The organism is Bradyrhizobium sp. UNPF46, assembly GCF_006658625.1.
Classification (GTDB): Bacteria; Pseudomonadota; Alphaproteobacteria; order Rhizobiales; family Xanthobacteraceae; genus Bradyrhizobium; species Bradyrhizobium nitroreducens.
Genome location: NZ_LFJB01000026.1, coordinates 1 through 25022, shown reverse-complemented (window position 1 = coordinate 25022; position 25022 = coordinate 1). Strand labels below are relative to the sequence as shown.

At 64.8% G+C, this 25022-nt stretch carries 19 protein-coding genes; 12 read left to right on the top strand and 7 right to left on the bottom strand.

From position 1 onward, the window contains the following. Positions 1-194 precede the first annotated feature (194 nt). Both glpK and UNPF46_RS11420 read left to right on the top strand, forming a co-directional pair. Positions 195-1700, top strand: coding sequence for a glycerol kinase GlpK (gene glpK, locus UNPF46_RS11425; protein WP_142250073.1), 1506 nt, complete (start codon positions 195-197; stop codon positions 1698-1700). Between the two features lie 295 nt (positions 1701-1995). After that, complete coding sequence (locus UNPF46_RS11420) at positions 1996-2589, top strand: GNAT family N-acetyltransferase (protein WP_100176773.1); 594 nt, start codon at positions 1996-1998, stop codon at positions 2587-2589. A 271-nt stretch (positions 2590-2860) separates the two neighbouring features. On the opposite strand, the gene UNPF46_RS11415 is transcribed toward UNPF46_RS11420, so the two are convergent. After that, entirely contained in the window at positions 2861-3775 is a 915-nt protein-coding gene (locus tag UNPF46_RS11415; RefSeq protein ID WP_100181107.1) for a LysR substrate-binding domain-containing protein, read from the bottom strand. Between UNPF46_RS11415 and UNPF46_RS11410 the strand changes: the two genes are divergently transcribed. Next, on the top strand, positions 3725-5254 hold the full coding sequence (locus UNPF46_RS11410; protein ID WP_142250072.1) for an MFS transporter: 1530 nt from the start codon (positions 3725-3727) through the stop codon (positions 5252-5254). The two genes, UNPF46_RS11415 and UNPF46_RS11410, sit on opposite strands and share 51 nt — an antisense overlap. A 144-nt stretch (positions 5255-5398) precedes the next feature. Here the strand turns inward: UNPF46_RS11410 and UNPF46_RS11405 are convergent, their stop codons facing one another. Beyond that, a complete protein-coding gene (locus tag UNPF46_RS11405; RefSeq protein WP_142250071.1) occupies positions 5399-5830 on the bottom strand; it encodes a DUF6636 domain-containing protein in 432 nt (143 codons plus the stop codon). 11 nt (positions 5831-5841) lie between these two features. Continuing rightward, on the bottom strand, positions 5842-6825 hold the full coding sequence (locus UNPF46_RS11400; protein WP_142250070.1) for a threonine/serine dehydratase: 984 nt from the start codon (positions 6823-6825) through the stop codon (positions 5842-5844). Between the two features lie 27 nt (positions 6826-6852). Between UNPF46_RS11400 and UNPF46_RS11395 the strand changes: the two genes are divergently transcribed. Further along, on the top strand, positions 6853-7155 hold the full coding sequence (locus UNPF46_RS11395) for an ArsR/SmtB family transcription factor (protein ID WP_028177302.1): 303 nt from the start codon (positions 6853-6855) through the stop codon (positions 7153-7155). Positions 7156-7295: 140 nt separating this feature from the next. Further along, complete coding sequence (locus tag UNPF46_RS11390; RefSeq protein WP_142250069.1) at positions 7296-7925, top strand: glutathione S-transferase family protein; 630 nt, start codon at positions 7296-7298, stop codon at positions 7923-7925. A gap of 372 nt (positions 7926-8297) precedes the next feature. On the opposite strand, the gene metH is transcribed toward UNPF46_RS11390, so the two are convergent. Further along, entirely contained in the window at positions 8298-12146 is a 3849-nt protein-coding gene (gene metH / locus UNPF46_RS11380) for a methionine synthase (protein ID WP_142250068.1), read from the bottom strand. A 6-nt stretch (positions 12147-12152) separates the two neighbouring features. Then, complete coding sequence (gene metF, locus UNPF46_RS11375; protein ID WP_142250067.1) at positions 12153-13073, bottom strand: methylenetetrahydrofolate reductase [NAD(P)H]; 921 nt, start codon at positions 13071-13073, stop codon at positions 12153-12155. Positions 13074-13469: 396 nt separating this feature from the next. On the opposite strand from metF, the gene UNPF46_RS11370 reads away from it, so the two are divergent. Continuing rightward, a complete protein-coding gene (locus UNPF46_RS11370; protein WP_100176780.1) occupies positions 13470-14483 on the top strand; it encodes an LLM class flavin-dependent oxidoreductase in 1014 nt (337 codons plus the stop codon). A gap of 38 nt (positions 14484-14521) precedes the next feature. On the opposite strand, the gene UNPF46_RS11365 is transcribed toward UNPF46_RS11370, so the two are convergent. Together UNPF46_RS11365 and UNPF46_RS11360 are read right to left on the bottom strand one after the other, a co-directional pair. Continuing rightward, entirely contained in the window at positions 14522-15382 is an 861-nt protein-coding gene (locus UNPF46_RS11365; RefSeq protein ID WP_100176781.1) for a prephenate dehydratase, read from the bottom strand. Between the two features lie 37 nt (positions 15383-15419). Further along, entirely contained in the window at positions 15420-16160 is a 741-nt protein-coding gene (locus UNPF46_RS11360) for a 3-deoxy-manno-octulosonate cytidylyltransferase (protein ID WP_142250066.1), read from the bottom strand. Between the two features lie 234 nt (positions 16161-16394). Between UNPF46_RS11360 and UNPF46_RS11355 the strand changes: the two genes are divergently transcribed. The 6 genes from UNPF46_RS11355 to UNPF46_RS11330 all read left to right on the top strand — a co-directional run bounded on the left by UNPF46_RS11355 (position 16395) and on the right by UNPF46_RS11330 (position 24889). Continuing rightward, positions 16395-16949 (top strand): c-type cytochrome, encoded by a 555-nt coding sequence (locus UNPF46_RS11355; RefSeq protein ID WP_100176783.1) that lies wholly within the window; start codon positions 16395-16397, stop codon positions 16947-16949. 211 nt (positions 16950-17160) lie between these two features. After that, on the top strand, positions 17161-19056 hold the full coding sequence (locus UNPF46_RS11350; RefSeq protein WP_142250065.1) for an extracellular solute-binding protein: 1896 nt from the start codon (positions 17161-17163) through the stop codon (positions 19054-19056). Between the two features lie 14 nt (positions 19057-19070). After that, positions 19071-20957, top strand: a complete 1887-nt coding sequence (locus tag UNPF46_RS11345) for an extracellular solute-binding protein (protein ID WP_174718889.1) — start codon at positions 19071-19073, stop codon at positions 20955-20957. A gap of 2 nt (positions 20958-20959) precedes the next feature. After that, positions 20960-22069, top strand: coding sequence for a microcin C ABC transporter permease YejB (locus UNPF46_RS11340; protein WP_100176786.1), 1110 nt, complete (start codon positions 20960-20962; stop codon positions 22067-22069). Continuing rightward, on the top strand, positions 22069-23247 hold the full coding sequence (locus UNPF46_RS11335; RefSeq protein ID WP_142250064.1) for an ABC transporter permease: 1179 nt from the start codon (positions 22069-22071) through the stop codon (positions 23245-23247). Before UNPF46_RS11340 ends, UNPF46_RS11335 begins: the two co-directional genes overlap by 1 nt. 4 nt (positions 23248-23251) lie before the next feature. Further along, a complete protein-coding gene (locus UNPF46_RS11330) occupies positions 23252-24889 on the top strand; it encodes an ABC transporter ATP-binding protein (protein WP_142250063.1) in 1638 nt (545 codons plus the stop codon). Positions 24890-25022: the final 133 nt, after the last annotated feature.

Genomic DNA, 25022 nt, shown 5'->3' with positions numbered 1-25022 from the left:
TCTCCCCACGGGCGCTGTTGGCGGTGGAGACACCGTCACCCCACCCCGGCTCACATGTCGCTCCGCTCGATGTGAGCCGACCCTCCCCCTCCAGGGGAGGGTAAGGGAGAGCCGCCTTGACCTTGCCGCTCTAATCCGCTCCCTTTGGCGCGACACAATGATCCTCTCAAGGGAAAACGCCAAGGTAAGCCGCCATGTCTTTCGTCCTCGCCATCGACCAGGGCACCACCTCCTCGCGCGCGATCGTGTTTCGCGGCGACATTTCCATCGCGGCGAAGGCTCAAGCGGAGTTTCCGCAGCATTTTCCGGCCTCGGGCTGGGTCGAGCACGAGCCGGAGGACATCTGGACCTCGACCGTGATGGTCTGCCGCGAGGCGATCGAGCAGGCCGGCATCAAGGCCAAGGACATCGCCGCGATCGGCATCACCAACCAGCGCGAGACCACCGTGGTGTGGGATCGCGCCACCGGGCAGGCCGTGCACCGCGCCATCGTCTGGCAGGACCGCCGCACCGCCGACATCTGCGCGAAACTGAAGGCCGACGGCCGCGAGCCCGTGATCTCGCAGAAGACCGGCCTGATCATCGATCCCTATTTCTCCGGCACCAAGGTCGCCTGGATCCTCGACCACGTCCCCGGCGCCCGGGCCCGCGCCGCGCGCGGCGAATTGATGTTCGGCACCGTCGACTGCTACCTGCTCTGGCGCCTCACCGGCGGCAAGGTGCACGCCACCGACGCCACCAACGCCTCGCGCACGCTGCTGTTCAACATCCACACCGGCCAGTGGGACGACGAGCTCCTGGAGATCATCGGCGTGCCGCGCTCGATGCTGCCCGAGGTGAAGGATTCCTCCGCCCGCTTCGGCGAGAGCACGCCCGATCTGTTCGGCGGCGCCATCGCCATCTCAGGCATCGCCGGCGACCAGCAGGCCGCCACCATCGGCCAGGCCTGCTTCCGTCCGGGCATGATGAAATCCACTTACGGCACCGGCTGCTTCGCCCTGCTCAACACCGGCACCACGCCCGTGGTGTCCAGGAACAAGCTGCTCACCACCGTCGCCTATCAGCTCGACGGCAAGCGCACCTATGCGCTGGAAGGCTCAATCTTCGTCGCGGGCTCAGCGGTGCAATGGCTGCGCGACGGTCTCGGCATCATCAAGCACGCCGCCGAGACCGGGCCGCTGGCCGATCAGTCGGACTCCATGCAGAGCGTCTATCTCGTTCCCGCCTTCGTCGGCATGGGCGCGCCCTACTGGAATCCGCGCGTGCGCGGCGCGCTGTTCGGCCTCACCCGCAACACCGGCCCCGCCGAGCTTGCGCACGCCGCGCTGGAAAGCGTCTGCTACCAGACCTTCGACCTCTGGGCCGCCATGCGCGCGGATTGGCCGAGCTCGGAGACGGCCAGTGTCGTGCTCCGCGTCGACGGCGGCATGACCGCCTCGGACTGGACCATGCAGCGCCTCGCCGATCTCCTGGATGCGCCCGTCGACCGTCCCGTGATCCAGGAGACCACGGCGCTCGGCGCCGCCTATCTCGCCGGCCTCAACGCCGGCGTCTATCCCGAGCCCACAAAGTTTGCCGACAACTGGCGGCTCGAGCACCGCTTCAAGCCCAACATGAGCCAGGCCACGCGCGAGCGGAAGCTCGCCGGCTGGGCGCGCGCCGTGAAGGGTGTGCTGGCGAGCGACGAGGGGGAGGGGTAGCGGCAGGGCGAGCCTCGTAGCCCGGATGGAGCGCAGCGAAATCCGGGACCCCTGCCGGCTCTGGCAAGAATCCCGGATTGCGCTGCGCTCCATCCGGGCTACACACACTCTCTCAACCGTCATTGCCTCTCCACCGTCATTGCGAGGAGCTCTTGCGACGAAGCAATCCAGAGTCCCTCCGCGGAAAGATCCTGGATTGCTTCGCTGCGCTCGCAATGACGGAGTACTGAGCCCCCGTCGTTCTTCAAATCGGCACGGCTCGCCCGCTTGCCTATAACGAAGGAAGCAACCATCCATGATCCTCCCCGACGGCTATTCCGACGTTCCCGCCGGCAAGATCGCCTCCGTCGTCACCCATCTGGAGATGACGGCGCCTCCCGCGCGCCGCGACGATCCGCCGGGTGCGTGGTCGCTGCGCAAGGTCGATGCGCCCGCGCTTGCCTGGTACCGCGATCTCTTCCGCCGCGTCGGCGAGGACTGGCTGTGGTTCTCGCGCGCCCGCATGAGCGATGCCGAGCTCGCCGCGATCATCCACGCGCCTGAGGTCGAGGTCTACGCCCTGGCCCTGGACGGCCGCGATGAAGGTCTGCTCGAGCTCGACTTCCGCGAACCCGGCCAGTGCGAGCTGGGCTATTTCGGCGTCACGGGTCGCCTGATCGGCACCGGCGCTGCCCGCTTCCTGATGAACCGCGCGCTGGAGCGGGCCTGGTCGCGCGACGTCAGCCGCGTCTGGGTGCACACCTGCACGCTCGACCATCCCTCCGCCGTCGCCTTCTACCAGCGCTCCGGCTTCCGCCCGTTCCGCCGCCAGATCGAGATCGCCGACGATCCACGGCTTGATGGCACCGCGCCGCGCGATGCGGCAAGGCATGTGCCGATCATCGGATAGCGTGCGAGCTCGCAGCCCGGATGAGCGAAGCGATATCCGGGGAAGTGCTCACAAGATTCCCCGCATGTCGGCTCGCTCATGCGCTGTCTCCCCAGCGCGTTGCGAGGAGCTCTGGCGACGAAGCAATCCAGGTTGCCTCCGTGGGCTGATTCCGGATTGCTGCGCGGAGCCCGGCATCGGGCCGCGCTGTGCGCGGACCCGTTGGCTCGCAACGACAGCGTGCCGACGCGGCCGTCAGCGCATCAATGTGCGACGGTGCCGGGCGGGTCTCCTATTGGACGCATTCGTCAGCCTCGTCCAAAAGCCATGCAACGAATGCCTTCACCCGAGCATCACTTGCCAAGACCGCGGGCCAACGCACGAGGTGTACCTTCGTCGACGGCATGTCCCAGGTCTCAGGCAGCACGCGCACGAGGCGGCCGTCGATAAGCGCGTCGCGCGCGAGGAGTGAGCGCGTCAGCACGACGCCGCTGCCTTGAAGTGCGGCTCCGATCGCTGTCGCCATGTTGGCGTAACGTAGTCCAACCGGCGGCGGCGCATCCAGGCCAAGTCGCGCGAACCACGTCGCCCAGGACCACTCCGTTCCCGCGTTCGCGTCTGCGCCAGCCCCCTTATGGATCAGCGGCAGCGCGGCAATGCGCATCGGGTCGTCGAGCGGCGCCGACGGCAATAGTTGCGCGTGGCAGACGGGGAAGACCTGCTCGCGGAACAACACGCGCTGCGTCGAGGTCTCGCGTGCCTCGCCCTCGAGGAGCCAATGGATCGTGATGTCGAGATCGAGGTGGATCGCTTGCGCCGTGCTCTCGACGATGATCAGTTCGATCGGTGTCGATGAGGCCTTGAACATCGGCAGGCGTGCGACGAGCCAATAGTCCGCAAGCGCCGCACTGACGCCGACGCGCAGCGGGCCATTGCTGGCGGCAGCGCGGCATCGTGCGCGTAGCTCTCCGAGGCCGGTGAGGAGTTCCGCGAGGCCGGATGCAAGCGCTTCACCGGCGGGAGTCGGGCGCATGCCGCCCGAAGTCCGCATCAGCAGTGGCAAACCCATGAAGTCTTCCAGCCGGCGCAATCGGTGGCTCACTGCACTCTGCGTCACACCGAGGTCGCTTGCTGCGGCGGTGACGCTGCCGAGACGGTGCACGGCTTCGAAGGCAATCAGGGTATCGAATGGAGGCTGAGCGGTCATATCGGCATTATGAAGGAGATTCATGTTGAATTGAACACTCGGCATACGCCGAGGGCGCAAGCCGATGATAACAAGCGGGCATCGCAGCGCTTCTGCGCGGCACTTTCCCGGCTCGGCAGAGGATTTGTGAAGACGGCCCCCTCCTTATGCGCTCGTGATCTTTCCGTTGTCCTGACACTCGGCCTCGGTGCGTTCTTCACCAATCTCGACGTCACGGCCGTCGTCGTCGCGCTGCCTGCGATGGAGCATACCCTCAACTTCGGCATGGCCGCGACGGCCTGGGTGATCGATGCCTATTCGCTCGCTTTCACGGGCATGCTGCTGGCGGCTGGGGCAATCGCCGATCGCTTTGGTCGCCGCCGCGCTTTGCTGGCCGGCAATGCGATCTTCCTTGTCGCTTCCCTTGCTTGCGGCCTTGCCTGGGACGGTCCGTCGTTGTGGCTTGCCCGAGGTCTGCAAGGCGCTGGCGCAGCGTTCATCGTCACAGGCGCCTTGGCGCTCGTCGCCGGCGCGTTCCCGGATGCCGCCGTCAGAGCGCGCGTATTCGCCTTGATGGGCGTCGTCTCCGGTGTTGGAATGGCCGTGGGGCCGACGCTCGGTGGCGTGATTACGGCTTGGACCGGGTGGCGCTGGATCTTCTTCATCAACGTGCCGTTCTGCGTGGCTCTCACCATTGCGGTGCCGCGGCTCGTCGTCGAGGGCCAAGCCGCGGAGAAGCGCTCGCTCGATATTGTCGGCGTCGTCCTGTTGACGATGGCACTCGCGCTGCTGATTGACGCGACGTTGCGCGTACGTGTCGATATGATCGGTGCCGCGAGCCTCGGCGGCGCGGCGCTTCTGCTGTTGGCAGGCTTCGCCCTTCAACAGCGTCGACGCGCCGTGCCGCTCCTCGACCCGGCCGTGTTCGGGACACCCGCGATGATCGGTGTCGGCCTGCTGCTGATTGCGGTCTCCGTCAGCTACTGGGCCATCCTTGTCTATCTGCCGCCGGCGATGCAGAGCGCATTCGGGTGGCACGCCGATCGTACTGGCCTCGCGCTGCTTGCTGCAACGGCGCCGATGCTCATCGTACCGCCAATTGGCGGCCACCTCGTCATGCGCATAGGTTGGCGCTGGCACTTCGCGCATTCTCTCGCAATACTCGCAGTCGGTAACCTCCTTTTGCTTGCATCCCTCTGGCGCACTGACACGGCCGAGACCCTCGGCCTTATGCTCGCAGGCATGGTCGTCATCGGCAGCGGCGCGGCGCTCGCCCACCCGCAACTTTCGGGTGCCCTGCTTGCGCTCGCCCCGGCAGACCGTTCCGGCATGGCCTCTGCCATGACGATCGTGGCGCGGCAGGGTGGCTTCGCGCTTGGGATCGCTGCGCTGGCCGTAGTTGGTGGCGGGCATGCCTTCGAGGCTATCTTTGCGACCGCGGCGTCAATAGCAGTCTTGGGCGCTCTTGCAGCAATCTTCCTGCTTCCCGCCGATCGGTGAGCGCATGAAATCTGGCTCTGGCTGCGGCATCCGCCGTGTTGCGCCGGAGTGATCGTCTTCCCAATCGTGTCGATCCTCGTCAGTCAAGGGCACGATTTCATTGCCTCTGCCAGCGCTCCGCAGGAAGGCTTACGGACTTTCGCCTCAAAACACCTCCTGCTTCCCCCGCGCCAGCGAAAACCCCCGCTGCATCGCATTGAAGCACGTCAGCCCGCTCTGTTCCGACCGGCATGTAAATCCCCCGCGCTGCCAGATCTCGCCATAGGCCAGCACCGGCAGCGAGGCGTCCATCACGGTGTCGCCGGCACAGATGCGCCCCGCGGCGCCCTTCGCGCTCATCTCGAAGGCGTGGCCATAATCGAGGTCGCAGTCGGCGGGGCGGCGCGGGCGCGCGTCCATGTTCATGATGTCGCAGCGGAGCACGCCTCTATCGTTGGCTTGGCCGTTATCGGTGAAGAACTGGCAGGCGATGTTCTTCGACGGTGTCAGAAAGCCGATCGGGCGGTCCTGGGCGCGGGCGGCACCCATCATCGGCAACAGGATCGATATCAGCATCAGTCCGCGTGTTGCCTTCATGCCATGCCCGCTCAGCTGTCGAAATTCACCGCCGTGGTGTTGGCGCCGCAGAGCAGAACCGCGACGCGCTCGGCGGGTGAGGGACGATAGCGGCTGGAGAGCAGCGCGGCAAACGCGGCTGCGCCGCCGGGCTCGGCCACGAGACGCAGGCGCGACCACAGGGCTGCTTGGGCCTGCCGGATCGCATCGTCGCTGACCAGGACGACGCGCTCGACATGAGCCCGCGCGACCGGAAACATCAGCTCGCCGACGCGCCGCGGCGCAAGGCTGTCGGCGGCGATGCCGCCGGCCGGCGCATCGACCGGTGCGCCGGCTTCGAACGCGGCGTGCAGGGTGGGCGATTGCTCAGGCTCGACCGCCACGATGCGCGTCCTGCCGGCGTACCACGCCGCAATGCCGCCGATCAGCCCGCCGCCGCCAACCGCCACGAGCAGCGTGTCGATGCCGGGAGCATCCTGCTCCAGCTCCAGGCCGACGCTGCCCTGGCCGAGCAGGGTTTCGGCCTGATCGTAGGCATGGACGGCCAGCGCGCCGGTCTGCACGACATGCGCCTCGCTGGCGGCGAGCGCATCGGCGTAGCGGCTTCCCGCGATCACGAGCTTTGCGCCATATCCTCTGATCCGCTCCGCCTTGGCCGGTGAGGTGATGTCAGGCACGAAGATCGCGGCGGGAATGCCGAGCTGCTGCGCCGCATAGGCGACGGCCGCGCCGTGATTGCCGCCGGATGCGGCAACGACGCCGGCCTCCGGCACCTGCCGCAGCAACAGATTGGCGAAGGCGCCGCGCGCCTTGAACGATCCGGAATGCTGCAGCATCTCGAGCTTGAACGTGACGGGCGCGGCGGGCAGGCCGAAATCGGCGAGATCGACCCGAAGCAGCGGTGTGCGCCTGATATGCGGGCGGATGACCGTCTCGGTCGCCGCAATCCGCTCCCGCGTGATGTCCGTGGTTGCTGTCATGATGCAATCCAGACTAGCGCATGGGAGAGTTGACATCAATTAGGTAATTAGCAAAATGGCTAAATGAAATTCGCCGTTGCCTTGCGCGCGCTCGCCAATGAACGCCGCCTGCAGATCCTGGAATGGCTGCGGGATCCGCGGCGGCATTTTCGCGAGCAGGCCGATGGCGACCTGGTCGAGGACGGCGTCTGCGGATTGCTGATCGCCGAGAAGCTCGGGGTCAGCGCGCCCACGGTGAGCGAGCACATGCGGGTGCTGACGGCGGCCAAGCTGGTGCGCGCCAAGCGGATCAAGCAGTGGACGATGTACAAGCGCAACGAGACGGCCATCGCCGCGATCAAGCGCTCGATCCAGGACGGCCTTTGACGGGTAGCGCCTGAGGTGGTCGCGGGCGACGTTGCAGCCGGCGCAATGCTCCATTTCCGAGATTCTTGTTGCGCCGCACCGAGCCGGTCGTGGAGACTGATCGGCCCTGCCGGGTCCCACGACTGAGAAGAGCGAGAACCATGTTCCTGATCGGCCAATATGATTCCCCCTTCGTCCGCCGCGTCGCGATTGCGCTGCGGCTTTACGGCATCGCTTTCGAGCACAAGCCATGGTCGACTTTCGGCGATGCCGACAAGATCGCGCCGTACAACCCGTTGCGGCGCGTGCCGACCCTGGTGCTCGACGACGGCGAGGCGCTGATCGAGAGCATGATCATCCTCGACTATCTCGACGAGCGCGTCGGCGCGGACAAGGCGATGCTGCCGCGAAGCGGCGCCGAGCGGCGCAAGCATTTGCGCATTTGCGCGCTCGCCTCAGGTCTCGGCGACAAGGCGGTCAGCCTGCTCTATGAGCGCGTGCTGCGGAAGGAGCAGCTCGTGTTGTGGGTCGAGCGTTGCCAGGCGCAGATCGGCGACGTGCTCAAGGTGCTGGAAGCCGAGCGCGCCAGGGTGGCCACGCCGTACTGGCTGGGTGATCGCATCGGCCACGCCGATGTCGCGGTCGCCTGCGTCGTCCGCTTCACCCGCGAGGCGCATCCGCTTCTGTTCGACGCCTCGCGCTATCCGGCGCTGGCGGCACATGCCGAGCGCTGCGAGGCGTTGGCCCCGTTCCAGGAGATCGTGCAGCCGCTGGCCCCGCCAAAGGGGTGAGGTTTCTTACCCTCCCCTGGAGGGGGAGGGTCGATCGCGCGCAGCGCGAGCGGGGTGGGGTGATCTCTCCGCACGGGCAGCGTTGGATGTGGAGAGACCGTCACCCCACCTCGGTCCGCATTCCGCTTCGCTGCATGCGGACCGATCCTCCCCCTCCAGGGGAGGATGGGCACCGTGCGCGTAGGAAGAGTGAAATAGCAATCCGCTGCCGGCGCTGCTTCAGTGGCCACAGCAGCCAATGATGCAACAATACCCCTGTTTTGCCCGACGTCGCAAACCGCGCCCGACGCCATGCAAAAATTGCTCAACCCTTTCAACCCCATGGCTACTGTGCATGGGGTTGTTTTCGCAACTTTTGCTTTGGAGCGCGGCCTATCCCGCGCCTGCGCGCTTCTTCTGCCAGACCAGATGCACCGCGCAGGTGCAGCCCGGCGGATGCGAGGCGAGATCCGCCGGGGGCTCGTCGTTCGCCGGCGTTGCCGCGAAGGCCTTGTCGGTCTGTTGCGACGGGATGTAGTTCAGCACCGGCGCGAGCCAGCGCTCGGCTTCCGCGACGCTCATACCCTTGCGCGCGGCGTAGTCCTCGACCTGGTCGCGCTCGATCTTGCCGACGCCGAAATAGTAGCTCTCAGGCGCAGCGAAATAGAGCCCGGACACGCTCGAGCCCGGCCACATCGCAAAGCTCTCGGTCAGCCTGACGCCACAGGTTGCTTCCGCATCGAGCAGCTCGAACAGCGTCGCCTTCTCGGTGTGGTCGGGCTGCGCGGGATAGCCGGGCGCGGGGCGGATGCCAGAGTACTTCTCCAGGATCATCTCGTCGTTGGAGAGGGCCTCGTCCGGCGCGTAGGCCCAGAACTCGCGGCGCACGCGGGCGTGCATGCGCTCGGCAAAGGCCTCCGCAAGGCGGTCGGCCAGCGCCTTGCACAGGATCGAGGAGTAGTCGTCGTTGGCCATCTTGAAGCGGTCGGCAACGGCATCCTCGCCGATCCCCGCGGTGACGACGAAGCCGCCGACATAGTCGGGCACGCCCGCGGGCGCGACGAAGTCGGCGAGCGCGGCGTTGAACCGGCCCTCGCGCTTCTCGAGCTGCTGGCGCAGCGTGTGCAGCGTCGCGATCTTCTTCGTCCGGCTCTCGTCGGCATAGAGCGCGATGTCGTCGCCCTCGGCATTGGCCGGCCAGAACCCGATCGTCGCGCGCGCCCGGAACCACTTCTCCTTGACGATGGTGTCGAGCATCTTGCGCGCATCGTCATAGAGCGAGCGCGCGACCTCGCCGACCTTGGCGTCGTCGAGGATGGCGGGGAAGCGGCCGGCGAGCTCCCAGGTCTGGAAGAACGGCGTCCAGTCGATGTACTCGACCAGCTCGGCGAGATCGTAGTCGTCGAAGCTCTTGATGCCGAGGAAGGTCGGCTTCACCGGCTTGCTTTTGGCGAAATCGACCGGCACGCGGTTGGCGCGGGCGGCTTCCAGCTTCAGCCGCTTCTTGTCGGCCTGCGCCCGCAGATGCGCCTCCGAGATCTTCGCGTATTCGGCACGCACCTCGGCGGCATAGGCCTCGCGCTTCTCGGGCGACAGCAGCGAGGAGGCAACGCCGACCGCGCGGCTGGCGTCGTTGACGTGGACGACGGGGCCGGCGCGATAGCTCGGGTCGATCTTGACCGCCGTGTGCACGCGGCTGGTGGTGGCGCCGCCGATCAGCAGCGGCAGCTTCAACCCTTCGCGCTGCAATTCGCCGGCGAAGAACGCCATCTCGTCGAGCGAGGGCGTGATCAGGCCCGAGAGACCGACGATGTCGGCCTTCTCCGCCTTCACGGTCTCGACGATCTTGGCGGCCGGCACCATCACGCCGAGGTCGATGACCTCGAAATTGTTGCACTGGAGCACGATGCCGACGATGTTCTTGCCGATGTCGTGGACGTCGCCCTTGACGGTCGCGAGCACGATCTTGCCGGCGGACGAGGATCCCTCGGTGCCGATGCCGTTGGCGAGGTTGCGCGCCTTCTCCTCCTCCATGAACGGCATCAGCCAGGCGACAGCCTGCTTCATCACGCGGGCGGACTTCACCACCTGCGGCAGGAACATCTTGCCGTCACCGAAGAGGTCGCCGACCACGTTCATGCCGGCCATCAGCGGGCCCTCGATCACGTCGAGCGGCCGCGAGGACGCCTTGCGGGCCTCTTCGGTGTCCTGCTCGATGTATTCCGTGATGCCGTGCACCAGCGAATGCGACAGTCGCTTGGCCACCGGCCATTCGCGCCAGGCGAGATCGGCTTCCTTGGTCTGGGTCTTGTTGCCGCGGAATTTTTCCGCCAGCGCCAGCAGCCGCTCGGACGCTCCGGGATCGCGATTGAGGATGACGTCCTCGCACACCTGGCGCAATTCAGGGTCGATGTCGTCATAGACGATCATCTGCCCGGCATTGACGATGCCCATGTCCATGCCCGCCTTGATGGCGTGATACAGGAACACCGAGTGCATGGCCTCGCGCACCGGCTCGTTGCCGCGGAACGAGAAGGAGAGGTTGGAGACGCCGCCCGAGATGTGCGCGCCCGGCAGGTTCTGGCGGATCCAGCGCGTCGCCTCGATGAAGTCGACGCCGTAATTGTTGTGTTCCTCGATGCCGGTCGCGATCGCGAAGATGTTGGGATCGAAGATGATGTCCTCGGGCGGGAAGCCGACCTTGTTCACCAGGATGTCGTAGGCGCGCTCGCAGATCTCGGTCTTGCGCGTGAACGTGTCGGCCTGGCCGACCTCGTCGAATGCCATGACCACGACGGCCGCGCCGTGGCGGCGGGCGATCCTGGCCTCGTGGATGAACTTCTCCTCGCCTTCCTTCATCGAGATCGAGTTGACGACCGGCTTGCCCTGCACGCATTTCAGGCCGGCCTCGATCACCGAGAATTTCGAGGAGTCCACCATCACGGGGACACGGGCGATGTCGGGCTCGGCGGCGACGAGGTTGAGGAAGGTCACCATCGCGGCTTCCGAGTCGAGCAGGCCTTCGTCCATGTTGACGTCGATGATCTGCGCGCCGTTCTCGACCTGGTCGCGGGCAACCTGCAGCGCCGCCGTGTAGTCGCCGGCCGTGATCAGCTTGCGGAAGCGGGCGGAGCCGGTGACGTTGGTGCGCTCGCCGACATTCACGAACGGAATGGCGTCCGTCAGCACGAACGGCTCGAGGCCGGAGAGCCGCAGGCGCGGTTCGATCTCGGGCACGATGCGCGGCTTGTGCGGGGCCACGGCCGCTGCGATTGCCGCGATATGGTCCGGCGTGGTGCCGCAGCAGCCGCCGACGATGTTGACGAGGCCGTCACGCGCGAATTCGCCGACCAGGCGCGCCATATATTCCGGCGTCTCGTCATACTGGCCGAACTCGTTGGGCAGGCCGGCGTTCGGATAGGCGCAGACCAGCGTGTCGGCGACGCGGCCGATATCGGCGATATGGGCGCGCAAATCTTCCGCGCCGAGCGCGCAGTTGAAGCCGATGGTAACAGGCTTGGCGTGCCGCACCGAATTCCAGAACGCTTCCGGCATCTGGCCGGAGAGCAGGCGGCCGGACTTGTCGGTGATGGTGCCCGACACCATCACGGGCACGTCGATGCCACGCGCTTCGGTGATCTCGGCGATGGCATAGAGCGCCGCCTTGGCGTTCAGCGTGTCGAAGATGGTCTCGACCAGCAAGAGGTCGACGCCGCCGTCGAGCATGCCGCGGATCTGCTCGCCATAGGATTTGCGCAGATCGTCGAAGGTGACGGCGCGGTAGCCGGGGTTGGACACGTCGGGCGAGATCGATGCGGTGCGGTTGGTCGGACCGATGGCGCCGGCGACGAAGCGCGGCTTGCCGTCCTCGGCCTCGACGCGGCGGGCGGCATTGCCGGCGAGGCGGGCGCCTTCGCGCGCCATTTCCCGGACGATGTCGGTGAGATCGTAATCGGCCTGCGCGATCGAGGTGGTGGAGAAGGTATTGGTCGCGACGATGTCGGCGCCGGCGCGCAAATAGGCGGCGTGGATGTCCTCGATCGCCTGCGGCTGGGTCAGGATCAACAGATCGTTGTTGCCGCGCAGGTCGCGATGAAAATTCTTGAAACGCTCGCCGCGGAAGGCGGCCTCGTCGAATTGCAGGTTCTGGATCATCGTGCCCATGGCGCCGTCGAGCACGAGGATGCGCTCGCGCGCGGCGTTGAGCAGGGCAGTTCGCTTCGGAGAGATGGGTACGGTCATGCTATCTTAGGCCGCCTTCTGGGCGCTCTTGGCGCGGATGCCGAGCAAATGGCTGATCGCGAACACGAGATCGGCGCGGTTCATGGTGTAGAAATGGAAGGTGTCGACGCCGTGTTTTGCCAGCTTCTGCACCTGCCCGGCTGCAACAGTGGCAGCTACGAGCTTGCGAGTCTCGGCGTCGTCGTCGAGGCCTTCGAATTTCGCGGCGAACCAGTCCGGCACGGTGGTGCCGGCGCGCGTTACGAAGGCTCTCGCCTGCTTGAAATTGTGCATGGGCATGATGCCCGGCACGATCGGGATGTCGATGCCGCGGGCACGGACGCGGTCGAGATAGCGGAAGTAGAGGTCGTTATCGAAGAACACCTGGGTGATCGCGCGGGTCGCGCCGGCATCCACCTTGGCCTGCAGCGTGTCGATGTCGGCGTCGAAGTCGCGCGCTTCGGGGTGCTTCTCGGGATAGGCCGAGACCGACACTTCGATGTCGCCATGCCGCTTCTTGATCCCGGCGACGAGGTCCGCGGAGCTCTGGTAGCCGTCGGGATGGCTGGAGTAGGGCGTGCCGATGCCGCCGACGGGATCGCCGCGCAAGGCCACGATGTGGCGGACGCCGACCTCGTGATAGCGGTCGACGATCTCGTCGATCTCGCCGCGCGAGGCGCCGACGCAGGTCAGATGCGCGGCCGGCAGCAGCGCAGTCTCTTTCAGGATGCGGGCGATGGTCGCATGGGTGCGCTCGCGGGTCGAGCCGCCGGCGCCGTAGGTCACCGAGACGAATTTCGGGTCGAGCGGGGCGAGCCGGTTGATGGTCTCCCAGAGATTGCGTTCCATGTCTTCCGTCTTGGGCGGAAAGAACTCAAAGGAGATCGCAGGCCGCTTCAGGTGCCCGTCTTGCCCGTTGGTCCGGGCGGGGATCGTCAGATCGGTCATGGCACCACTTGCTCCAGATTTGTCGCCAGGTTTCGGCGGCCGACGGTCAGGTCTCGCTTGGAGGCCCAAGATAAGCCAAAGGCAGGGTGATCGACAGCCCATCGATGGTGGGAAATGGCCCACTTCCACCAAACGATGTGGAGTTATTGCCTCAATTTCGGTTCGAGTGGGAAATTGCAGACGATCTGAAAGACTATATATATCAATAAATTGTATAAAATTCAGGGTCGGATGGCGGAAAGTTTTGTCGATGGGCAAGCCAAAGTGTTCGTTATCTAGACGTTAACTTGCCCATTGACTCGCGCTGGCCCGCCGCGTCGGCTCGTGGCCCGCACACCCCAGACCTGCGTAGCCGACCCATTGTCGCCGCTTGGCTCTCCATTAGGTTACGCCGCCATGATCCCGCTCTCCGTCCTCGACCTCTCCGTGGTCACATCAGGCACCAAGCCCGCCGCGGCGTTGCGCAACAGCATCGATCTGGCGCGCCATGTCGATGGCCTCGGCTATGTCCGCTATTGGCTCGCCGAGCACCACAACCTCGCCTCCGTCGCGAGCCCGGCGCCCGACGTCATGATCGGCCAGATCGCGGCCGTCACGAAGCATATCCGCGTCGGCTCCGGCGGCGTGATGCTGCCCAACCACGCCCCGTTGGTCGTGGCCGAGCGCTTCAAGATGCTGGAGGCGCTGTTTCCCGGCCGCATCGATCTCGGGCTCGGCCGTGCGCCCGGCACCGACGGTGCGACGGCTTACGCGCTGCGGAGCCGGCTCGACCGCCGCGAGGGCGACGATTTCCTGGAGCGGCTGCACGAGCTGATTCTGTGGGAGACGCGCGAATTCCCCGCAGGCCATCCCTACCACAACGTCGTCGCCATGCCTGACGACACCAAGCTGCCGCCGATCTGGCTGCTCGGCTCCAGCGATTATTCCTCGGAACTGGCCGCCCAGGTCGGCATGGGCTTCGCCTTCGCCCATCACTTCGCGTCCCACGATGCGGTCGATGCGATGGTGCATTACCGCAACCGCTTCCAGCCTTCGGCCTGGCGTGCAAGCCCGCACGCGATCCTCGCGGTCGCCGTCATCACAGCGGATACCGATGAGGAGGCCGAACGGCTCGCCTCTTCGTTCGATCTCAACCGCCTGCGCCGCGACCGCGGACAATATCTGCCGCTGCCGAGCGTCGAGGAGGCGCTGGCCTATCCCTATTCCGACGCCGAGCGCACCTCGATCCTGCGCAACCGCTCGCGCCTGTTCGTCGGCAACCCCGCCACGGTGCAGAAGAAGCTGCAGCCGCTGATCGAGGCGAGCAAGCCGGACGAGCTGATGGTGATTACGGCGGTCTACGATCACGACGCGCGGAAGAGATCGTACTCGCTGCTGGCGGAGGCGTTCGGGCTTAAGGCGGCGGCTTAGCTTACCCTCCCCTGGAGGGGGAGGGTGAGGGTGAAGGATCAATCCTGCTGGGCTTCGCTGAACGTCGCGCGGAACGGATGGCCGGGATACACGCCGACGATGCGGAATTCGCGCGAGAAGAATTTCAGCTCCTCGATGGCGAAAGCGAGGCCCTTGTCCTCGGGGTGGCCGTCGACGTCGGCGTAGAACTGCGTGGCGAAGAAATTGCCGTCGACCATGTAGCTCTCGAGCTTGGTCATGTTGACGCCGTTGGTGGCGAAGCCGCCAAGCGCCTTGTAGAGCGCGGCCGGCAAATTGCGCACGCGGAAAACAAACGTCGTGACCAGCGGTCCCGAGCCCTGCGCGGCCCATTTCGGCTCGCGCGCCAGCACCACGAAGCGCGTGGTGTTGTGGGCCTCGTCCTCGATGTCCTCGGCGAGGATGTCGAGGCCGTAGATCTTGGCGGCGAGGCGGGAGGCGATCGCGGCCACCGTCTTGTCCTTGCGCTCCGAGATGTCGCGGGCGCTGCCTGCGGTGTCGGCGTGCACGATCGGTTTGATGCCGAGCTTGCGGATGATGCGACGGCACTGGCCGAGCGCATGCACATGGCTCTCGACGCTCTTGATGTCTTCGAGCTTGGTGCCCTTCACCGCCATCAGTTGATGCCGCACGGGGAGAAACCATTCGCCGATGATGAAGAGGCCGGAGGCCGGCAGCAGATGATGGATGTCGGCGACGCGGCCGGCGACCGAATTCTCGATCGGAATCATGCCGAGATCGGCCTCGCCCGACGAGATCGCCGACAGCGCGTCCTCGAAGGTGGCGCAGGGCATCGGCTCGGCGTCGGGATAGGCCTCGACGATGGCGATGTGGGAATTGGCCCCGGGCTCGCCCTGGAATGCGATCTTCAGCTTGGTCATGTCTCGAATTGCTCCTGCGGCGCCTTGTAGCAGCCGCTCAGGATTTGGAAAGGATGCTGCGGGCGGTTTCGAGATCGGGCGGCGTGTCGACGCCGCGGGGCACGCTGTCGACGATCATGATGTCGATGCGCAGGCCGGCTTCGACCGCCCGCAATTGCTCCAGGCTTTCCTGGCGTTCCAGGGGCGAGGGCGGCAGCGACACGAATCGCTCCAGCGCGGCGCGGCGATAAGCATAGAGACCGATGTGATGGTAGCGTGGTCCGTTGCCGTAAGGCGCCGTGGCGCGGGTAAAATAAAGTGCCCGCAGCCGCCGCGGCCCGATCGGTGAGCCCACGGCCTTCACGACGCTGGGCGCGAGGTCCTCCTCCTCGGTGTGGATCTGCGAGGCCAGCGTCACGATGTCGACGCCAGGGTCGTCGAACGGCGGCAGCACCTCGCGGATGGTCTGCGGCGTGATGGTGGGGAAGTCGCCCTGGAGGTTGATCACGATCTCGGCCTTGCCGTCCGGGTCGAGCTTCTGCATCGCCTCGTGGATGCGGTCCGAACCCGAAGGGTGGTCGGCGCGGGTCATCACGGCTTCGCCGCCATGGGCCGTCACGACCGAGGCGATCTCGGGCGTGTCGGTCGCAACCGCGACCCGGCCGATGGCGGCGGCCTCGGCGCGGCGCATCACATGGACGATCATCGGCAGGCCCGCGATATCGGCGAGCGGCTTGCCGGGCAGGCGGGTGGCGGCCATGCGGGCCGGGATCAGCACCAGGATGCGGGGGTCGATCATTGGGTCCAAAGGTCTGGGGTCAAGAGCCTGGAAACAGGGCGTTTTCCGCGCCGAGAAATGGAGTGGGGACGGGCCGCAAGCGGGGTCGCTTATACGGGTTGCCAGACCCCGGGCAAACCGATATCTCAATGGCAAAACTCGGGGAAACAATAAGGAACGTTTGATTCTCCCGAGGCTCGTCCTGGCGGCCGCCCGGCCGCTCGATCCTTCTTGCGGTGTGGGGCCTGGCCGGAAATGGACTCTTTCGAACTCAATAAGATTCTCGGTGCCGTGCTCGGCACCTGTCTCATCCTGCTGGTGACGAGCTTCACCGCGAGCGCGCTGTTCTCGCCCAAGATGCCGGAAAAACCGGGCTTCGAGATCGCCGTGAAGGAAGATGCCGGTCACGGCAAGGAAGGCGGCGCTGCCGCGGCAGCCTCCGAGCCGATCGAAAAGCTGCTCCAGACCGCCTCCGTCGAGAAGGGCGCCGCCGCCGCCAAGAAGTGCGGCGCCTGCCACACCTTCGAGAAGGGCGGCCCGAATCGCGTCGGTCCGAACCTCTATGGCGTCGTGGGTGAGCCGAAGGGCCAGGGCCGCGGCGGCTTCAACTTCTCAGCCGCCATGAAGGGCAAAGGCGGCGAATGGACTTTCGACGATCTCAACAAGTTCATCGCCAATCCGAAGGGCTTCGTCCCGGGCACCGCGATGGGCTTCGCCGGTATCCCCAAGGATTCCGAGCGCGCCGACGTCATTGCCTATCTGAACTCGCTGTCGGAGCATCCGAAGCCGCTGCCGACCGCGTCGAAGTAAGGCTTCGAGAACCTGTCTTGGAATACGCGGCCAGGCTGAGAAGCCTGGCCGTTTCCTTATCAGGGCCTCGCGATGACGTTATCGGGGCGTTTGGCCGCATGCGACAGGCCGCCCGGCCTTCCAAGATGAGGAAAAAGCAACATATTCGGTCGAAACCTCGCTTATATTGGGAACTTAAAGGAGTAGCCTCCTTCAAGACAGGGATGTTGATTTGGCCATTACCCGACGCGATCTCCTGCTCACCGGCACTGCTGTCGCAGCGCTTCCCGTCCTCGGTTCCGTAGCGGGGCTCCCCGTCGCTGGTGCGGCGCAGGCGCAGTCTTCGAACGAGCTTCCCTGGCGCCATGCGCTGTCGCTGTTCGGCGACATCAAGTACCCCGCCGATTTCAAGCATTTTGATTACGTCAACCCGGTTGCGCCCAAGGGCGGCGTCGCCCGTCTGATCTCGATCGGGACGTTCGACAATTTCAACCTCGCGGTCGCCGGCATCAAGGGCTCACTCGCCCCGGCCGCTGCGATGATCTACGAGACGCTGATGACCCGGGCGCAGGATGAGGTGGCGACCGAGTACGGTGAACTCGCCGAAGCCGCACAGCATCCGGACGATTTTTCCTGGGTGATCTACCGCCTGCGCAAGGAAGCCCGCTGGCATGACGGCAAGCCGGTGACGCCGGAAGACGTCATGTTCTCGCTGGAGACGTTCAAGCAGCAGAGCCCGATGTATGCGTCCTACTATCGCCACGTGACGAAGGCGGAGAAGGTCGGCGATCGCGACGTCAAATTCACGTTCGATGGACCGGGCAATCGCGAATTGCCGACCATCGTCGGCGAACTCACGGTGCTGCCGAAGCATTGGTGGGAGGGCACCGACGCGCAGGGGCGCAAGCGGGACGTCAGCGCGACCACCCTGGAAATCCCGCTCGGCTCCGGGCCCTATCGGATCAAGGAATTCGTGGCGGGGCGTTCAGTCAAGCTGGAGCGGGTCAAGGATCATTGGGGCGCCAATCTGCCGAGCCAGATCGGCACCAACAATTTCGACGAGCTGCGCTTTGAATTCTTCCGCGACAATCAGGTCGCGCTGGAAGCGTTCAAGGCCGATCAGGCCGACTGGATCGCGGAAAACTCAGCCAAGCAGTGGGCGACGGCTTATGACTTCCCGGCGGTGACCGAGAAGCGGGTGATCAAGCAAGAGTTTCCGATCAACGATTCCGGCCGCATGCAGGCCTTCGTCGTCAACAACAGGCGCCCCCAATTCAAGGACGCGCGGGTGCGGCGCGCGTTCAACTATGCCTACGACTTCGAAGAGATGAACAAGCAGCTGTTCTTCGGTCAATACAAGCGCATCAACAGCTATTTCGAAGGCACGGACCTTGCGGCGACCGGCCTGCCCCAGGGCGAGGAACTGCAGATCCTCGAGACCGTAAGGGACAAGGTGCCGCCGGAAGTCTTCACCACGCCGTACCAGAATCCGGTCGGCGGCAATCCCGAAGCCGTGCGCGCCAATCTGCGTGAGGCAGCAAAGTTGCTGAAGGAGGCCGGTTTCGAGGTGCGGGATCACAAGCTGGTCGACGCGTCGGGCAAGGTTCTGACGGTCGAAATCCTGGTGCAGGAACCCTCGTCTGAGCGAATCGCACTGTTCTACAAGCCGTCACTGGAGCGGATCGGCGTCAATACGTCGGTTCGTGTGGTCGATGACGCGCAATACCAGAACCGCCTGCGCAGCTTCGACTTCGACATGATCATCGACCAGTGGGGTGAGTCGCTTTCGCCCGGCAACGAGCAGCGCGAGTTTTGGAGCTCGGCGACGGCGGACGTGCCCGGTGCACGCAACACCATCGGCATCAAGAACCCGGCCGTCGATGCCTTGATCGAGAAGGTGATCTTCGCCAAGGACCGCGCCGGTCTTGTCGCCGCTACGCGTGCGCTCGATCGGGTGTTGCTCTGGAATTTCTACGTAGTGCCCCAGTTCACCTATCCGTTCTCGCGCTACGCCCGTTGGGACCGCTTCAGCCATGCCGAGCCGCTGCCGAAATACGGCCGGTCCGGCCTGCCGGCGTTGTGGTGGTACGACGCGGACAAGGCGGCGCGCGCCGGAAAACGATCTTGAGGAAGCGAGTGCGCATGGCGCAGCTTTCACGCCGGCATGTGCTGGTCCTGGGTGCCGGCGGTGCGCTCGGCGCCGCCCTGCCGCGCGGCGCGGCGGCGTCGGAAGGGCCGGCCGAAGCCCACGGCATCTCGGCGTTCGGCGATCTCAAATACCCCGCCGACTTCCACCACTTCGACTACGTCAATCTCGATGCGCCGAAAGGCGGGGTGTTCTCGCTCATTCCGTCAACGCGCGGCTATAATCAGTCCTACCAGACCTTCAACTCGTTCAATGCCTTCATCCTGAAAGGCGAGGGCGCACAGGGGATGGATCTGACCTTCGCAACGCTGATGGCGCATGCCGGCGATGAACCGGATGCCATGTACGGCTTTGCCGCCAAGTCGGTGCAGATATCCGCCGACAAGCTCGCCTATCGTTACACCATACGACCCGAGGCAAGGTTTCATGACGGGACGAAGCTGACCGCGCATGATGTCGCGTATTCGATCAACACGCTGAAGGCCAAGGGCCATCCGTTGATCCAGATCCAGATGCGCGACGTCAAGGGCGCGGAGGCGCTCGATGATGCCACCGTGGTCGTGAATTTTGCCGAGAGGCGCGCGCGCGACGTGCCGCTCTACGCGGCGGGCCTGCCGATCTTTTCGAAGGCCTACTACGCGAACCGGCCATTTGACGAAACAACGACCGACACGCCGCTGGGCTCCGGTCCCTACAAGGTCGGAAAGTACGAGATCAATCGCTTTGTCGAATTCGAACGGGTCAAGGATTGGTGGGGCGCCGACCTTCCGGTTTGCCGGGGCAGCAACAATTTCGACGTGATCCGCTACGAGTTCTACCGCGATCGCGACGTCGCCTTCGAAGGTTTTACGAGCAAAAGCTACCTGTACCGCGAGGAATTCACTTCGCGTATCTGGGCGACGCGCTACGACTTTCCCGCGGTCAAGGACGGCCGCGTCAAGCGGGAGCTGGTGCCGGATCAGACCCCGTCGGGCGGCCAGGGCTGGTTCATGAACACGCGGCGTGACAGGTTCAAGGATCCAAAAGTCCGCGAAGCGATCAACTGCGCGTTCGATTTCGAGTGGACCAACAAGACCATCATGTACGGCGCCTATGCCCGCACAGTCTCGCCGTTCCAGAATTCCGATCTTGTCGCGCAGGGGCCGCCGTCGGCGGAGGAGTTGAAGCTGCTCGAGCCTTTCCGCGGGCAAGTGCCTGATGAGGTCTTTGGTGAACCGTACGTGCCGCCGGTGTCGGACGGCTCCGGCCAGGACCGCGCGCTTCTGCGCAAGGCGCAGCAACTGCTCCAGGAAGCGAAGCTCACGGCCAAAGACGGCAAGCGGATATTGCCCAATGGGGATGTCTTCACCATAGAGTTCCTGATCGATGAAGCCTCGTTCCAGCCGCACCACGGCTCGTTCCTGAAGAACCTGAACACGCTGGGCATTGAAGCCAGCTTGCGCCTCGTCGATGCGGTCCAGTACCGCGCGCGCGTCGAAGCGTTCGACTTCGACATCGCCATGCAGCGCCTGACCATGTCGGCCACGCCCGGCGACGGCTTGCGGACATATTTCACTTCGCAAGCCGCGGCGACGAAGGGATCGTACAATCTGGCGGGCGCCGCCAGTCCTGCGATGGATGCTCTGGTCGAGAAGGCCATGGCGGCCGAGACGCGTAGCGACCTGACCTTCGCCTGTCGCGCGCTCGATCGCGTGTTCCGCGCCGGCCGCTACTGGGTGCCGCAATGGTACAACACCAGCCATCGGCTGGCTTATTGGGACCAGTTCGGTCATCCAGCGAACCTGCCGCGTTACGCGATCTCCGACTACGCCAGTGGCGTGGGTGAACGAACCCTATGGTGGTATGAACCCGCCAAGGCGGCCAAGCTCGAGCAGGCGAAATAATCATGAGCGCCTATATCGCCCGTCGCATCCTGCTGATGATCCCGACTTTGCTCGGAATCCTCTTCGTCTCCTTCGTCGTCGTGCAGTTCGCGCCGGGTGGCCCGGTCGAGCGCGTCATCGCGCAGCTCTCGGGTGCCGACACCGGCGGCACCTCGCGCATTTCGGGTGGCGGCGATTTTGCTCAGCGCGCGCCGGGGCAACTGGGAGCCGGTGCCGATGCGATCAACTCGAAATATCGCGGCGCGCAGGGTCTCGACCCCGATTTCATCAAGAAGCTTGAGGCACAGTTCGGCTTCGACAAGCCGGCACCGGAGCGCTTTGCGCTGATGGTCTGGAATTTCGCCCGCTTCGATTTCGGCAAGAGCTATTTCCGCGACGTCAGCGTCCTGCAACTCATCAAGGAGAAGCTGCCGGTCTCGATCTCGCTCGGCCTGTGGTTGACGCTCCTGACCTATCTGATCTCGATTCCGCTCGGCATCCGCAAGGCGGTCAAGGACGGAACGCGATTCGACACCTGGACGTCGACCGTGCTCGTGCTCGGCTACGCCATACCCGGCTTCCTGTTCGCGATCCTCCTGATCATCCTGTTTGCGGGCGGCTCGTTCTTCAACTGGTTTCCGCTGCGCGGACTGACGTCAGACGGCTGGTCACAATTTCCCTGGTATTGGAAGATCATCGATTACTTCTGGCATTTGACGCTGCCGCTGATCGCGATGGGGCTAGGCGCGTTCACGACCATGACATTCCTGACCAAGAACTCGTTTCTGGACGAAATCCGCAAGCAATATGTGATGACCGCACGCGCGAAGGGCTGTAGCGAGAATCGGGTGCTCTACGGTCACGTCTTCCGCAACGCGATGCTCATCGTCATCGCGGGCTTTCCCAGCACCTTCATTCACGCCTTCTTCTCGGGCTCGCTTCTGATCGAGACCATCTTCTCGCTGGATGGCCTCGGGCTGCTCAGTTTCGAGAGCGTGCTCAACCGCGATTATCCCGTGGTGTTCGGCACCCTCTACATCTTTTCGCTCGTCGGCCTCGTGGTCAATCTGATCTCCGACCTGACCTATATGTGGATCGACCCCCGGATCGATTTCGAGGCGCGGGAGGTCTGATGACGATTACCGCGCCGACGCCGACCGAGACCACGACACAGTCCCCGCTGGGTGAGGTCGTTCCGATCACGCGCAAGCCTTTCGCGCCTTCGCCGCTCAACAGGCGGCGGTGGCAGAACTTCAAGGCGAACCGCCGCGGCTATTGGTCGTTCTGGCTGTTCATCGCCCTGTTCGTGCTCTCGCTGTTCGCCGAGCTGATCGCCAATGATCGGCCTTTCCTGATCAAGTTCGACGGCCGCCTCTATTGGCCAGCCTTCGTGACTTATTCGGAAACCACATTCGGTGGTGACTTCGAAACCGCGGCGGACTATCGCGACCCCTATTTGCAGAAGCTGATCAAGGACAAGAACGGCAGCATCCTCTGGCCGCTGATCCGCTACTCCTACGACACCCACAATCTCGATCTGCCGACGCCGGCGCCGTCGGCGCCGACGTGGATGCTCACGGAAGCGCAATGCAAGCCGGTGGTGGAGAAAAAGGGGCTGAAGAGCTGCCGCGACCTCGAATACAACTGGCTCGGAACGGACGATCAGGGGCGCGACGTGGTCGCGCGGCTGATCTACGGCTTCCGCATCTCGGTGCTGTTTGGCCTTTGCCTCACGATCGTCTCGTCCGTCATCGGCATCGCAGCGGGGGCGGTGCAGGGCTATTTCGGTGGCCGGGTCGATCTCATCTTCCAGCGCTTCATCGAGATCTGGACGGCGATTCCCTCGCTCTATCTTCTCCTGATCCTCTCCTCGGTGCTCGTGCCCGGCTTCTTCGTGCTGCTCGGCATTCTCTTGCTGTTCTCATGGGTCTCGCTGGTCGGCCTGGTGCGGGCCGAGTTCCTGCGCGGTCGCAATTTCGAATACATCCAGGCGGCACGGGCGCTCGGCGTCTCCAATCCCGTCATCATGTTCCGCCACCTGCTGCCGAACGCGATGGTCGCGACCATGACGTTCCTGCCCTTCATCGTGTCCAGCTCGGTGATGACGCTGACGGCGCTGGATTTCCTGGGCTTCGGCCTGCCGCCGGGATCGCCCTCGCTGGGCGAATTGCTGTCGCAAGCCAAGTCCAATGTGCAGGCGCCCTGGCTCGGCTTCTCCGGCTTCTTCTCGGTTGCGATCATGCTGTCGCTCCTGATCTTCATCGGCGAAGCGGTGCGCGACGCCTTCGATCCGCGCAAGACGTTCAGGTAAGGTCATGGACGCGATCAACCAGCCCCTGCTCAGCGTGCGCGACCTTTCGGTGGCCTTTCACCAGGGCGGCGCCACGACGCTCGCGGTCGACAAGGTCTCGTTCCAGATCAAGCGGGGCGAGTGCCTGGCGCTGGTCGGCGAGTCCGGCTCCGGCAAATCCGTCAGCGCGCTCTCCATCCTCAAGCTGCTGCCCTATCCCAACGCCTCGCACCCCTCGGGCAGCATCCGCTTCAAGGGGCAGGAGCTGATCGACCGCTCCGAGCAACAGATGCGGGAGATCAGGGGCAGCGACATCTCCATCATCTTCCAGGAGCCGATGACCTCGCTCAATCCGCTGCACACGATCGAGGCGCAGATCGGCGAGATCATCCAGCTGCACAATCCGACCAGCAATGCGCAGGCGCGCAAGCGGACGCTGGAGCTCTTGACGCAGGTCGGCATTCCCGAGCCGGAGACGCGTCTGAACAGCTATCCGCATCAGCTCTCCGGCGGCCAGCGCCAGCGCGTGATGATCGCGATGGCGCTCGCCAACGAGCCGGATCTGTTGATCGCGGACGAGCCGACCACGGCGCTCGACGTCACCGTGCAGGCGCAGATCCTGGCGCTGCTCGCCGAGATCCGTTCCAGGCTCGGCATGAGCCTGTTGTTCATCACCCACGATCTCGGCATCGTGCGCCGTATCGCCGACACCGTCTGCGTCATGAAGGGCGGCGTGATCGTGGAGCAGGGGCCGGTCGAGCAGGTCTTCAAGACCCCGAAACATCCCTATACGCGCGACCTGCTCGCAGCGGAGCCCAAGCCGGATCCGGCACCACCGCAACCGGATGCGCCGGTGGTGATGTCGGCCAGTGATCTGAAAGTGTGGTTTCCGATCAAGCGTGGCCTGATGCGCAAGACGGTCGGCCATATCAAGGCGGTCGACGGCGTCAGCGTCGCCGTGCGCAAGGGTGAGACGCTCGGCGTGGTCGGCGAATCCGGCTCGGGCAAGACCACGCTGGGGCTGGCCCTGCTGCGGCTGATCTCCTCGAACGGACGCATCGTATTTCTGGGCAAGGACATCCAGGGCCTGCGCTTCAAGGAGATGCGACCGTTCCGGCGCGACATGCAGATCGTGTTCCAGGACCCGTTCGGCTCGCTCTCGCCGCGCATGTCGGTCGCCGACATCATCGCCGAAGGTCTCTCCGTGCATCAGCCGAAGCTGTCGCGGGAAGAGCGCGAGGCGCGCGTCGTCAAGGCGCTGGAGGACGTCGGACTGAAGGCCGATACCCGCTTCCGCTATCCCCACGAATTCTCCGGCGGCCAGCGCCAGCGCATCTCGATCGCACGCGCGGTGGTGCTGGAGCCGGATTTCGTCGTGCTGGACGAGCCGACCAGCGCGCTCGACATGCTGTTCCAGGCCCAGATGGTCGATCTGCTCCGCGAGCTGCAGCGCAAGCGCGAGCTGACCTACATGTTCATCTCGCACGATCTGCGCGTCGTCGCCTCGCTTGCGAGCCATCTGATCGTGATGCGCGGCGGCAAGGTGGTCGAAGAGGGGCAGGCTGCCGAGCTGTTCAAGAATCCGAAGACGGATTACACCCGCGCGCTGTTTGCGGCGGCGTTTCGGTTGGAGACGGCCGGCAACGGGACGGTGGCAACGTAGCGCCGTGGGATGGGTAGAGCGCACGCTCTCCCCATCCCACAAAGTCTCGCTAGAGCGTTTTCGAGCGAAGTGGACACCGGTTCGCGTGAAGAAAACGCGTCAAAACAAGAATCTAGAGCTTCGGTTCTGATTC

Excerpts from the sequence above, each read along its gene's own strand:
- glpK (WP_142250073.1), top strand. The coding sequence starts at position 195 with ATGTCTTTCGTCCTCGCCATCGACCAGGGCACCACCTCCTCGCGCGCG.
- UNPF46_RS11420 (WP_100176773.1), top strand. The coding sequence starts at position 1,996 with ATGATCCTCCCCGACGGCTATTCCGACGTTCCCGCCGGCAAGATCGCC.
- UNPF46_RS11415 (WP_100181107.1), bottom strand. The coding sequence starts at position 3,775 with ATGACCGCTCAGCCTCCATTCGATACCCTGATTGCCTTCGAAGCCGTG.
- UNPF46_RS11405 (WP_142250071.1), bottom strand. The coding sequence starts at position 5,830 with ATGAAGGCAACACGCGGACTGATGCTGATATCGATCCTGTTGCCGATG.
- UNPF46_RS11400 (WP_142250070.1), bottom strand. The coding sequence starts at position 6,825 with ATGTCAACTCTCCCATGCGCTAGTCTGGATTGCATCATGACAGCAACC.
- UNPF46_RS11395 (WP_028177302.1), top strand. The coding sequence starts at position 6,853 with ATGAAATTCGCCGTTGCCTTGCGCGCGCTCGCCAATGAACGCCGCCTG.
- UNPF46_RS11390 (WP_142250069.1), top strand. The coding sequence starts at position 7,296 with ATGTTCCTGATCGGCCAATATGATTCCCCCTTCGTCCGCCGCGTCGCG.
- metH (WP_142250068.1), bottom strand. The coding sequence starts at position 12,146 with ATGACCGTACCCATCTCTCCGAAGCGAACTGCCCTGCTCAACGCCGCG.
- metF (WP_142250067.1), bottom strand. The coding sequence starts at position 13,073 with ATGACCGATCTGACGATCCCCGCCCGGACCAACGGGCAAGACGGGCAC.
- UNPF46_RS11370 (WP_100176780.1), top strand. The coding sequence starts at position 13,470 with ATGATCCCGCTCTCCGTCCTCGACCTCTCCGTGGTCACATCAGGCACC.
- UNPF46_RS11365 (WP_100176781.1), bottom strand. The coding sequence starts at position 15,382 with ATGACCAAGCTGAAGATCGCATTCCAGGGCGAGCCCGGGGCCAATTCC.
- UNPF46_RS11360 (WP_142250066.1), bottom strand. The coding sequence starts at position 16,160 with ATGATCGACCCCCGCATCCTGGTGCTGATCCCGGCCCGCATGGCCGCC.
- UNPF46_RS11355 (WP_100176783.1), top strand. The coding sequence starts at position 16,395 with ATGGACTCTTTCGAACTCAATAAGATTCTCGGTGCCGTGCTCGGCACC.
- UNPF46_RS11345 (WP_174718889.1), top strand. The coding sequence starts at position 19,071 with ATGGCGCAGCTTTCACGCCGGCATGTGCTGGTCCTGGGTGCCGGCGGT.
- UNPF46_RS11340 (WP_100176786.1), top strand. The coding sequence starts at position 20,960 with ATGAGCGCCTATATCGCCCGTCGCATCCTGCTGATGATCCCGACTTTG.
- UNPF46_RS11335 (WP_142250064.1), top strand. The coding sequence starts at position 22,069 with ATGACGATTACCGCGCCGACGCCGACCGAGACCACGACACAGTCCCCG.
- UNPF46_RS11330 (WP_142250063.1), top strand. The coding sequence starts at position 23,252 with ATGGACGCGATCAACCAGCCCCTGCTCAGCGTGCGCGACCTTTCGGTG.